Below are 11016 nucleotides of genomic sequence, written 5' to 3' on the forward strand. Positions count from 1 at the left end.
GCGGAACGGCGCTTTCTTCTCGCCTTCCGTGCGGTCGCACTTGTCACCGTCCCCGCTTACGGTTAGTGGGTTATGAGCCGGTGGCGGTCGGTTCGCGCCGATCTCATCGCCGGCGGCGTGCCCCTGACCCATGGCGCGGAAATAATGAATATATGTCTTTTGTCGAACAATTACCGGACGATGTTCTTCGAAAAGATCGGGCGTGGCCTCGAGCGGAAGGGGGTCGGGGTCGTCTGGATCGCGGCCAGCCGGCGCTGGGCCGACGCGCTGATCAAGGCCGGCTGGCGCCGTGACAGAATCCTCTGCCTCGCCGATTTCAGGGATGAGTGGCGCAGCGCGCCGCCGCCGGACCCGGCCGATCCGGCGCTGACCGAGCTGGAGGCGGGCGGGCAATCCGCCAACGAGACCATCCTGATGGACCGGACGCTGAGCCGGCGGCCCTACGCCAAGGCCTATCTGGCCGTGGTCGCACGGGAGGTCTCGCGCTTCCTGAAGGCCCATGACGTCCGCGCCACCTTCGGCGAGCAGACCTGGGCCTATGAGCTGGCCACCGCGCTCCTGTGCAAGGCGCAGGGCCGGGCCTATTTCGCCCCGTCGACGGTGCGGGTGCCGTCCGACCGCTTCGGCTTCTTCACCGACCTGAACCAGGCCGAGATCTTCGAGCTCCGCAAGCCCGACCGCTCCGACCGCGAGGCCGCGGAGGGCATCATCGAGGCGCTGCGCACCCGCGCCTACCGGCCCTACTACTTCCACATCCAGAACAAGATCCGGTTCTTCCGCAGCCACTGGCTCGGCGAATCCGTGGTGCAGGCCTTCTCCCGCGCCACCGATGGCGACGAGACCCTGCCGCCCCTGGCACAGCGGTCGCGCTTCCGGTTCAGACGGATCGTCAACACCTACCGCACCCGCTGGCAGAAGCCGTTCGAGAGCGAGAACCTCCCGGGCGCCCGCCCCTTCGTGCTGGTGACGCTGCACATGCAGCCGGAGGCGTCGATCGATGTCTTCGCCCACCGCAACTCCGACCAGATCGAGAACATCCGGGCGCTGTCGCGGGTGATCCCGCATGGCTGGGAGATCTACGTCAAGGAGCACTCCAACGCGATCGGCTTCCGCACGCCGCGCACTTACGACGAGCTGCGGCGGATCCCCGGGGTGCGCCTGATCGACCCCTATGCCGACACCTTCAAGCTGATGGAAGCGTCGAGGCTGGTGCTGTCGCCCTCGGGCACCGTCTGTCTCGAGGCCGGGCTGCTCGGCCTCAAGGCCGCGACCTTCGCGCCGATGTATTTCGCCCCCGTCATGTCGCCGGGCCGGATCGACCTGCCGGCCCTGACCCGCACCGGCTTCGAGCGGCTGCTGCAGCGCGACGACCGCGAGGGCGGGGCGGAGCCGGCCGCGTTTCTGGGCTGGCTCCATGCCCAGTCCTTCCCCGGCCGGGTCGGCGACCCGGTCCACGACCCGCACAGCATGACGGAGGAGAATGTGGCGATCGTGGTCGATGGCTTCGCGACGCTCCTCCACGCCCTGGAAACCCGTCGGCAACCGAATGCGAGTGCGGCATGACCGTCGCCACCGAACATATGCTCAGCCCCGTGCCCCAGGCGGTCGAGACCCAGCCGGTCCGCGACCGGCTGTCCAGCGAGACCCTGGCCCAGGAGATGGTTGGCTCCGCCTGGCGCCATCGCTGGCTGGTCGTCCTGGCCATCATCGTGGCGGCGGCCCTCGGCGTGCTGTTCATCATGGTGTCGCCGACGCGCTACACCTCGCGCCTCATCGTCATGCCGACCGAGGCGTCGCAGCAGCTGTCCGACCTGCTGCGCAACGCCGGCGCCTCGGCGCTGGCCAGCTCGCTGACCAGCCTGACCGGCAATGAGCAGATCACCTATTTCGACCGGTTCAGCAAGCAGCTGACGGCGGTCAGCACCGCGGCCGCGCTGAAGGAACACAAGGGCCTGATCGAGAGCCTGATGGACCTGCGCTGGAACGACCAGCGGAAGATCTGGGAAAGCACCTCGTTCCTGACCCCGATCAAGGCCGCCTTCGGCCTCGACACCAGCGTCGACACCAGCGCCCAGGCGGTGGCCGAGTTCCTGCGCAAGAACCTGAACCAGGAGCAGGACCGGGATTCGCCGATCACCACCCTGTCGCTCGACGCCACCGATGCCGAGGTGGCGCGGCAGACGCTGGGCTATCTGCACCAGTACAGCGACGACCAGATCAAGCAGGCGATCTACCAGCAGACCCAGAGCAAGCTGGAATACCTGCAGCGTCGGCTGCAGAACGTGACCGTCAACGACTACCGCCAGACGCTGATCGGCCTGATCCTGGACCAGGAGAAGATCCTGATGCTGATCCAGCCGAACCTGCCCTTCGCCGCCGAGGCGCTGGAGCAGCCGGAGGTGCTGACGGAGCCGTCCTCGCCGAAGAAGATCCGGATCCTCGCCCTGGCCGGGCTGATCGGCCTGATGGTCGGCGCCTTCATCGCCCATCGGATCGACCGGAGGCGGCGGGGCTGAAGGGACTGCCCCGCAGCCGAACCATTCCCTTCCAATCCCCCTCCTCTTGCGGGAGGGGGCGTTCATGAGTCACCGCGAGGCCCGGCCGGGCCTCTGCCTCACGCGATCTTGCTCAGCGGGCGGGGCTCCGCCGCGAAGCTGCGCTGCACCAGGTCGCGCAGGCCTTCCTCGAGCGACCATTTCGGGGCCCAGCCCAGCGCGGCCCGGATCTTGGTGGTGTCGGCCGACAGCGACGGCCGGTCGAACTTGCGGAACTGCTTCCGGTCCTCGACCACCGGCCGCGGGTCGCCGACCAGGCGGCGGATGGTCTCGACCACGTCGCGCACCGGCGTCGGTATCGAGGAGGCGACGTTGAACACCTCGAACCGCCCGGTGTCCTGGAACAGCGCGGCGATCGCGGCATCGGCGATGTCGGCGACATGGATGAAGTCGCGGGTGGCGCCCATATAGCCCATCCGGATCTCCGGCTGCGACCGGTCGCGCATCCGCTTCAGGGCGTCGGGGATCAGGTGCGGGTTGGTCTCGCCCGGGCCGAAGGCGTTGGCGAAGCGCAGCGCTACGCCGGACAGCCGGTCATTGGTGCGGGTGGCATAGGCCAGCAGGTCCTCGCCCAGCAGCTTGGACAGGCCGTAGGCATTGACCGGCGCGGCCTGGTCGCTCTCGCGGTGCACCCGGTCGACCGGGGCGTAGACATCCATGGTCGAGGCGAAGACCACCTTGCGGGCCGGCGTCCGCTCCAGCGCCCGCAGCACCAGCTCGGTGCCCCGCACATTGGTGGCGAAGGTCTCGTCCGGATGGCTCATGCAATAGGGAATGAAATGGATCGCGGCGAAATGGATGGCGCCGTCCGGCTGAAACTCCTCGACCACCTCCAGCAGCTCGGTGCCGCTGCAGGTGCCGAGGTTGAGGCGCTTGAACACCGCCTCCTCGGGCAGCGAGCTCTCCCGGCCGAAGGAAAGGTTGTCGATGGCCAGGATCTCGTGGCCGTCCCGGGCCAGGCGCCGGGTGATTTGGCTGCCGATGAACCCGGCAGCGCCCGTGATCAAAATGCGCATGAATCCTGAACCTTCATCTTTGAAATTCCAGCGATCGACCGACCCTCTATCTCCTGGGCCAGCGCCTGCCAGTCCAGCTCGTCGGCGTGGTCCAGGCCACGGCACGACAGCTCCTCCCACCGGTCTGCCGCGGCGATCAGCCCGCCGGTGAAGGCATCGAGCTCCGGTTCGGTCACCATGCCGCAGCCGTAATGGTCGACGACGTCGCTGGTGCCGTTCTCCGGAAAGCGCGCGGTCACCGTCGGCAGGCCGCTGGCCATCGCCTCGGCGACGATGCGGGGAAAGCCCTCGCGCCGGCTCGAGATCGCCAGCAGCCTGGCGCCGCCCAGCAGCTCAATCTTCTGCTGCTCGCTGACCGGACCCAGGATCCGGATCTGATCCGCGGCCGGCGAGGCGGCGGCATGGGCACGCAGCGCCGGCAGTTCCGGCCCGTCGCCGGCGATCACCAGCTCGTCCTGGCCCAGCTCGCCCAGGCGGTTGTGGCCGGCGGCCTTCAGCCGGGCGAAGGCGTCGATCAGGAAGGTCAGGTTCTTGTGGGCGGTGATGCGGCCGAGATAGAGGATGTCGCGGCGCTCCGCCGCCGGCAGGCTGCGGTATGCGGACCGGCGGATGCCGCTCGGCAGGTAGAAGACCGACCGGCCGGAGGCGGCGCCGATCCGGTCGCACACCGCCGGGCCGACACCCATGTTCTGCCCGCTCAGCCGCGGCAGCATCCGCTGCATCACGCGGTAGAAGCCGGCGTCCCGCACCTCGCACCAGTCGAGGATGGCGCGCTGCCGGGCGCTGCGCGGCGCGAAGGCGATATGCGCCAGGGGCCACTGGTTGAACAGGCTGAGATCGAAGCTGCGCGCCTTCAGCACACCTCGCACCCAGGTTGCATACTTCAGTATGGTAATCGGATTCCGAGGCAGGAGGCGCGACTGCGGCCTCTGATAGTGCTCATCCACCGGAAAGCGATTGACCTCAATACCACTCAGGGATTCGCGCTTCGGCAAATCTCTCCTATGTGCTATGCAATATACTGAGACACTGTGACCGCGATCGCGAAACACTTGCGCCAGTTCGGCAAAGCGAATTTCCTGGCCGCCAATGCTCGGAGGATACAATTCGGTAAAAATTCCGATGTTCATGCCGGCTCACCAACGGGCTTGCACAATATATTATGCGCCAATGTTCTTGGCTCGATTAGCGAAAATTAGATAGCACGGGCCAGACCTGCGGCAACAATAAAATTTCCACGGCAAAGGGCCGGTCAGCCTCGCTCTGGCGCGGCTTCGGAGCGGCGCGGCCAGGCATCGAGCCACAGCTGCTCGGCCAGGGCCTCGCGGAAATTGTGCTGGGGGGCGTAGCCGATGGCCGCCCGCGCGGCGCCGATGGCTGTGACGCGGTCGATCGCGGCCGGCAGCCGCCAGCCCAGCTGCCGGTAGGCGCCCTCGACGAAGGGGTGGCGGCGCCGCAGCGCCGGCCGCGGATCGCGGCGCAGCTCGGCGCAATCCTCCGGCAGGAAGGGGCTGGCGGCGGCAATGTTCAGCACCGCGGTGCCGGCGCCCCGCCGCTCCGCCGCCAGGATATGCGCGGCCGCGACGTCGCGCGGGTCGACGCCGCGATACAGCCGGTCGTTCACCGTCTCGTTCGGCGGGGCCGGGAAGTACCGGCCGCAGCGCAGGACCACGCAGCCCTCGGGGAACGACCCGGCGGCGGCCAGGACCAGCGCCTCGGCGTCGCGCTTGCTGTCCTCATAGGGCGTCTCCGGCGCCGGCGGCAGGTCCTCGGTCACCCAGACCGCGGCCCCGGCGCTGCGGACCGCGCCGCCATACAGCGCGGTGGTGCTGGTCAGCACCAGCCGTCGCACCCCGGCGTCGCGCGCGGCGGCGATCACCACCTCGGTACCGCCGACATTGATCCGCCGGATCTCGGCGCCCAAAGCCGGGGAGCCCGGGCCACCGTTCAGCCCGGCCGTGTGGATCACGGCGCGGGCACCGCGGAAGGCCCGGCGCAGCGTCACCCCGTCCAGGATGTCGGCGCGATGGGTCACGGTCGGCGCCTCGGCCCGGTCGACCCCCGCCACCGGGCCCCCTGCCGCCGTCGACCCGCACAGCAGCGAGGTGACGATGCGGGAGCCGAGATAGCCGGCGCTGCCCGTGACGACGATCATCCCGGCTTCGTCGCCGTCAGGATGTAGTTCACCCCGAGATGGTGCGGCGCCAGCCGCCAGCCGCCGCCGCGCAGGTCGGGCACCATGCCGGCGATGTCGCCGACCCCGAGCCCGGCGCGGCGCAGCGCCGCGGCCAACTCGTGCGGCTTCAGGAACTTGCGCCACTCATGGGTGCCGCGCGGGATGATCCGCAGCAGGTGCTCGGCGCCGAGGATGGCGACGGCCCAGCTGCGGCGGGTGCGGTTCAGGGTCGACATCACCAGCGTGCCGCCCGGCCGCAGCAGCGCCGCCAGGGCGGCGCAGAAGGCGTCGACATCGGCGACATGCTCGACGATCTCCAGCGCCAGCACCGCGTCGAAGCGGGCGCCGGACGCCGCGAGGTCCTCGGCGCTGCTGCAGCGATAGTCGATGTCCAGGCCGGATTCGGCGGCATGGGCGCGGGCGACGCCGACCGCCTCGGCCCCGGCATCGACCCCGGTGACGGCGGCGCCCAGCCGGGCCATCGGCTCGGACAGCAGGCCGCCGCCGCAGCCGATGTCGAGGATGGAGAGGCCGGCCAGCGGCTTCGGCGCCAGCGGGTCGCGGCCCAGCCGGGCGCAGATCCGGTCGCGGACATAGCCGATGCGCACCGGGTTCATGCGGTGCAGCGGCCGGAACTTGCCGTCCGGATCCCACCAGTCCGCCGCCATCGATTCGAAGCGGGCGATCTCGGCGGAATCGATCGTCGCCGCCGGGCTTTGCGCCATCAGGGAAGGTCCTCGTCTGTAAACCTGAACGTCGCGAGCGCGGCGCAGCACAGGGGACGTTGCGTCGCTCTCGGCGACGCAGTATGGGTAGCGGGCCTCACGGCCGCAATGCCGGCATTCCGGCCCGCGGCGCCCCTGTCACTCAAACCCGCGGCGGCCGATGGCGCGCATTGTTCAGAAGTTTGGCGGCACGTCGGTCGCCGATGTCGAGCGGATCAAGAACGTCGCCCGTCGGGTGCAGGCGGAGGTCGCGCGCGGCAACCAGGTCTCGGTCGTGGTGTCGGCGATGTCCGGCGTCACCAACCAGCTGGTGAAATACTGCAACGACATCGCGCCCCTGCATGATCCGCGCGAATACGATGCGGTCGTGGCCTCGGGCGAGCAGGTCACCTCCGGCCTCCTGGCGCTGGCGCTGCAGGAGATCGGGCTGCCGGCACGGTCGTTCCAGGGCTGGCAGGTGGCGGTGCACACCGACGGCGCGCACGCCAAGGCCCGGATCCTCGGCATCGACGCGCAGAAGCTCGAGGAATCGCTGGGCCGCGGCGAGGTCGCGGTGATCGCCGGCTTCCAGGGCGTCTCCGATTCCGGCCGCATCACCACGCTGGGCCGCGGCGGGTCCGACACCTCGGCAGTGGCGCTGGCCGCCGCGCTGAAGGCGGACCGCTGCGACATCTACACCGATGTCGACGGCGTCTACACCTGCGATCCGCGGATCGTGCGCAAGGCGCGCAAGCTCGATAAGATCACTTACGAAGAGATGCTGGAGATGGCGTCGCTCGGCGCCAAGGTGCTGCAGACGCGCTCGGTCGAGATGGCGATGAACCATCGGGTGCGGGTGCAGGTGCTGTCCAGCTTCGAGGATGTGCCAGGGACCCTGGTGGTGGACGAGGACGAGATCGTGGAGAAAGAGGTCGTCAGCGGGATCGCGTACAGCCGGGACGAGGCGAAGATCACCGTGGTGCGCGTGCCGGACCGGCCGGGCGTGGCCGCGTCGATCTTCGGGCCGCTGACCGACGCGAACATCAACGTCGACATGATCGTCCAGAACATCTCCGAGGACGGCCAGGCGACGGACCTGACCTTCACCGTCGGCAAGGCGGACCTGGAGCGCGCGGTCAAGGTGTTGTCCCAGCACAAGGAGACGCTGGGCTACAGCCACCTGATCCCGGACGAGAACGTGGTCAAGATCTCGGTGATCGGCGTCGGCATGCGCAGCCATGCCGGCGTCGCCCAGCGCATGTTCAAGGCGCTGGCCGAGAACGGCATCAACATCCAGGTGATCTCGACCTCCGAGATCAAGATCAGCGTGCTGGTGGCCGAGCAGTACACCGAGCTGGCGGTCCGGGCCCTCCACACCGCCTACGGCCTGGACAAGGCCTGATGGAGACGGCCTGATGACCCGGCCGGCGGGCGGGCCCGCCCCGGGCATCGGGCCGTCGCGTCGCCTCCTCGCCCGCCTGCGCGACGTCATGGCGGGGTCGGGCACGGCGCAGTCGCGCCTCGACAAGATCGTCACCCTGATCGCGGCCGAGATGGTGGCCGAGGTCTGCTCCTGCTACGTCTCCCGCCCGGGCGACGTGCTGGAGCTGTTCGCCACCATCGGCCTCAACCCCGACGCGGTGCACCGCACCCGCCTCAGGGTCGGCGAGGGCCTGGTCGGCGAGGTCGCGGCGACGGCGCGGCCGCTGGCCATCGCCAACGCCCCCGCCCATCCGAAATTCGCCTACCGGCCGGAGACGGGGGAGGACCCGTACGAATCCTGGATGGGCGTGCCGATCCTGCGCGGCGGCAAGGTGCGCGGCGTGCTGATCATCCAGAACCAGCACAAGCGCAACTACTCCGAGGACGAGGTCGAGACGCTCGAGACCATCGCCATGGTGGTGGCCGAGCTGATCGTCGGCGGCGAGATCGCCCGGCCGGGCGAGGTGGCGAGCCCGACGGCGGTGTCGCTGCCGGCCCGGCTGCACGGCATCGCCCTCAGCGGCGGGCTGGCCCAGGGCCTGGCGGTGCTGCACCGGACCCAGATCACCGTGCGCCAGATGGTGGCCGACGACCCGGCGGTGGAGGCGGAGCGCTTCCGCCAGGCGGTCGAGCACATGCACCGCTCGCTCGACGACCTGGTGGCCGACCACCGCGCCGGCGGCATCGGCGAGAGCGGCGAGATCCTCGAGACCTACCGCATGTTCGCCGAGGATCGCGGCTGGCTCAGCCGGATCCATGAGGCGATCGACACCGGCCTGTCGGCCGAGGCGGCGGTGCAGCGCGTGCAGAACGACATGGCGGCGCGCATGGCCCGGGTCACCGACCCCTATCTGCGCGAGCGCCTGGTCGATTTCGACGACCTCGCCAATCGCCTGCTGCTGCATCTGGCCGGCCGCACCTCGGCCGCGGCGCTGGGCACGCTGCCGGACGACATGGTGCTGGTGGCCCGCGCCATCGGCCCGGCCGAGCTGCTGGACTACGACCGGCGCAAGCTGCGCGGCCTGGTGCTGGAGGAGGGGTCGGCCACCAGCCATGTCGCGATCATCGCCCGCGCGCTGGACATCCCGGTGGTCGGCCGCTGCGTCGAGGCGATGCGGCTGATCGAGCCGCTCGACCCGATCGTGATCGACGGCGACCACGGCAACGTCTTCGTCCGCCCGTCCGAGGACGTGATGGACACCATCACCAAGGCGATCCAGGTCCAGGCCGGGCAGCGCAAGATCTACGCCGAGGAGGCGCGGCTGCCGGCGGTGACGCGCGACGGTGCCGCCGTGTCGCTGATGCTGAATGCCGGCCTGCTCTCCGACATGCCGCATCTCGACGCGGTCGGCGCCGACGGCATCGGCCTGTACCGCACCGAGATCCCGTTCATGGTGCGGTCGGAATATCCCAGCGTCGCCACCCAGACCGACCTCTATTCACGGGTGATCGACCTGGCCGAGGGCCGGCCGGTGGTGTTCCGCACCCTCGATGTCGGCGGCGACAAGCGGCTGCCCTATTTCGCCGAGATCGACGAGGACAACCCGGCGCTGGGCTGGCGCGCCGTGCGCATCGGCCTGGACCGGCCGGCGATGCTGCGCCAGCAGCTGCGGGCGCTGATCCAGGGCGCCGCCGGGCGCCCCTTCGGCGTGATGTTCCCGATGGTGTCCGAGGTGACCGAGCTGGACGCCGCCCGGAATCTCTTCGACCGGGAGGTGGCGCGCGCCGCGGCCCAGGGCGCGCCGGTCTCGGGCGAGATCCGCGTCGGGGTGATGCTGGAGGTGCCGTCGCTGCTGTGGCAGCTCGACCAGGTGCTGCGCACCGCCGACTTCGTCGCCGTCGGCTCGAACGACCTGATGCAGTATCTCTACGCCGCCGACCGCACCAACACCCGGGTGGCGCAGCGCTACGACACGCTGTCGCCGGGCCTGATCGGCGCCCTGGCCGAGACGGTGGCGCGCTGCGACGCCGCTGGCCGCCGCATCAGCCTGTGCGGCGAGATGGCGTCGCGGCCGATCGAGGCGATGACCCTGCTGGGCCTGGGATTCCGCACGCTGTCGATGCCCGCGACCTCGATCGGCGCCGTCAGGACTATGGTCCGCAGCCTGGATCTCGGCCATTTCTCTCGCTGGTTGTCGCAGGTCCGTGCCAATGCCCGTGGTTCGCTTCGCCCCGCCATCCGCGCCTATGCCCGCGACCATGACGTTGCAATATAGTGCGGCCAAACTCGGATTCGTTTTGCTGTCCCGCCGGAATCGTCATAATAAAGACAGTCGTCTCGGTCGTGGGGGAGTGGGCCTCGACATCATGACAGGGCGACGCGCCGGCTTTCATCTGTAACAATTCGCTCAAGCACAAAGCGGCTCGAACGACATGGCCCAGAGCAATCGCAAACACCTCGCCGTGGTGCATGAGGCCGCGGACTCCCCGGACAACCCTCACGATGCGGGGGCGAACGAACCCGTGATCGACATGAACGCCCCGGTCGGCCGCATCCTCGGCCAGGCGCGGGAGATCGCCGGCTACAGCCTCTACGACGTGGCCGCCACGCTGCGGATCCGCCATGGGCTGCTGCAGGCGATCGAGGACGGGCGTCACCAGGACCTGCCCGGTCCGGTCTACGCCATCGGCTTCGTCCGCACCTATGCCGAGTTCCTCGGCTTCGACGGCGACCAGGTGGTGGCGCGCTTCAAGCGCGAATCCGCCGCGGTCGAGAAGAAGCCTGATCTGGTCTTCCCGGTGCCGGTGCCGGAAGGCAGCCGCGTCCCCGGCGGCGCGATCCTGATGATCGCGGTCCTGATCGGCGGCCTGGCCTATGCCGGCTGGTACTACCTGTCCTCGGCCAACCGCGACATGGCGGCCGAGATCGCGGCCCTGCCGGCGCGCTTCGCCGCCCTGCTCGACGGCAACGCCCAGCCGGAGTCGAATCCGGGCCCGGTGGTGCAGCCGGCCGCCCCGAACAGCGGCCCCAACCTGCAGGCGGCGGCCCCGACGGCCGAGCCCGGCCCGGGCGAGCGGATGACCGCCGGCCCGATCGTGCCGGGCCCGACCGCCCCGGCCGGCACCCCGGCCCTGCCGTCGCC

The 11016-nt window shown here is 69.7% G+C and carries 9 protein-coding genes; 5 read left to right on the forward strand and 4 right to left on the reverse strand.

What is annotated here, in order from left to right; genetic code table 11:
* Positions 1–180: 180 nt before the first annotated feature.
* Both BWR60_RS27335 and BWR60_RS27340 read left to right on the forward strand, forming a co-directional pair.
* The gene (locus BWR60_RS27335; RefSeq protein WP_144445781.1) at positions 181–1563 is read left to right on the forward strand and encodes a UDP-N-acetyl glucosamine 2-epimerase; all 1383 of its coding nucleotides are present in this window, start codon (positions 181–183) and stop codon (positions 1561–1563) included.
* Positions 1560–2516 carry a Wzz/FepE/Etk N-terminal domain-containing protein gene (locus BWR60_RS27340; RefSeq protein ID WP_088154956.1) on the forward strand — a complete coding sequence of 319 codons (957 nt, stop codon included), beginning with the start codon at positions 1560–1562 and terminating at the stop codon, positions 2514–2516. Before BWR60_RS27335 ends, BWR60_RS27340 begins: the two co-directional genes overlap by 4 nt.
* A 98-nt stretch (positions 2517–2614) precedes the next feature.
* Here the strand turns inward: BWR60_RS27340 and BWR60_RS27345 are convergent, their stop codons facing one another.
* The 4 genes from BWR60_RS27345 to ubiG all read right to left on the reverse strand — a co-directional run bounded on the left by BWR60_RS27345 (position 2615) and on the right by ubiG (position 6472).
* On the reverse strand, positions 2615–3571 hold the full coding sequence (locus BWR60_RS27345) for an NAD-dependent epimerase/dehydratase family protein (protein WP_088154958.1): 957 nt from the start codon (positions 3569–3571) through the stop codon (positions 2615–2617).
* Entirely contained in the window at positions 3559–4701 is a 1143-nt protein-coding gene (locus BWR60_RS27350; RefSeq protein ID WP_088154960.1) for a glycosyltransferase family 4 protein, read from the reverse strand. The genes BWR60_RS27345 and BWR60_RS27350 overlap by 13 nt, the downstream gene beginning before the upstream one ends.
* A 122-nt stretch (positions 4702–4823) precedes the next feature.
* On the reverse strand, positions 4824–5726 hold the full coding sequence (locus BWR60_RS27355; RefSeq protein ID WP_088154962.1) for an NAD-dependent epimerase/dehydratase family protein: 903 nt from the start codon (positions 5724–5726) through the stop codon (positions 4824–4826).
* Positions 5723–6472, reverse strand: coding sequence for a bifunctional 2-polyprenyl-6-hydroxyphenol methylase/3-demethylubiquinol 3-O-methyltransferase UbiG (gene ubiG, locus BWR60_RS27360; protein WP_088154964.1), 750 nt, complete (start codon positions 6470–6472; stop codon positions 5723–5725). The genes BWR60_RS27355 and ubiG overlap by 4 nt, the downstream gene beginning before the upstream one ends.
* Before the next feature lie 160 nt (positions 6473–6632).
* Here ubiG and BWR60_RS27365 point away from each other — a divergent pair, with 160 nt between their 5' ends.
* The 3 genes from BWR60_RS27365 to BWR60_RS27375 form a co-directional block, all read left to right on the forward strand.
* Positions 6633–7853 (forward strand): aspartate kinase, encoded by a 1221-nt coding sequence (locus tag BWR60_RS27365; RefSeq protein WP_088154966.1) that lies wholly within the window; start codon positions 6633–6635, stop codon positions 7851–7853.
* Between the two features lie 13 nt (positions 7854–7866).
* Complete coding sequence (ptsP, locus tag BWR60_RS27370) at positions 7867–10149, forward strand: phosphoenolpyruvate--protein phosphotransferase (protein ID WP_230983197.1); 2283 nt, start codon at positions 7867–7869, stop codon at positions 10147–10149.
* Positions 10150–10405: 256 nt separating this feature from the next.
* Positions 10406–11016: helix-turn-helix domain-containing protein (locus BWR60_RS27375; protein WP_230983198.1), on the forward strand; the 611-nt coding region annotated here is incomplete at its 3' end.

The sequence above is a fragment of the Inquilinus limosus genome (assembly GCF_002195995.1).
In the GTDB taxonomy this organism is placed as follows: Bacteria; Pseudomonadota; Alphaproteobacteria; order DSM-16000; family Inquilinaceae; genus Inquilinus; species Inquilinus limosus_C.

Excerpts from the sequence above, each read along its gene's own strand:
- BWR60_RS27335 (WP_144445781.1), top strand. The coding sequence starts at position 181 with ATGTTCTTCGAAAAGATCGGGCGTGGCCTCGAGCGGAAGGGGGTCGGG.
- BWR60_RS27340 (WP_088154956.1), top strand. The coding sequence starts at position 1,560 with ATGACCGTCGCCACCGAACATATGCTCAGCCCCGTGCCCCAGGCGGTC.
- BWR60_RS27345 (WP_088154958.1), bottom strand. The coding sequence starts at position 3,571 with ATGCGCATTTTGATCACGGGCGCTGCCGGGTTCATCGGCAGCCAAATC.
- BWR60_RS27350 (WP_088154960.1), bottom strand. The coding sequence starts at position 4,701 with ATGAACATCGGAATTTTTACCGAATTGTATCCTCCGAGCATTGGCGGC.
- BWR60_RS27355 (WP_088154962.1), bottom strand. The coding sequence starts at position 5,726 with ATGATCGTCGTCACGGGCAGCGCCGGCTATCTCGGCTCCCGCATCGTC.
- ubiG (WP_088154964.1), bottom strand. The coding sequence starts at position 6,472 with ATGGCGCAAAGCCCGGCGGCGACGATCGATTCCGCCGAGATCGCCCGC.
- BWR60_RS27365 (WP_088154966.1), top strand. The coding sequence starts at position 6,633 with ATGGCGCGCATTGTTCAGAAGTTTGGCGGCACGTCGGTCGCCGATGTC.
- ptsP (WP_230983197.1), top strand. The coding sequence starts at position 7,867 with ATGACCCGGCCGGCGGGCGGGCCCGCCCCGGGCATCGGGCCGTCGCGT.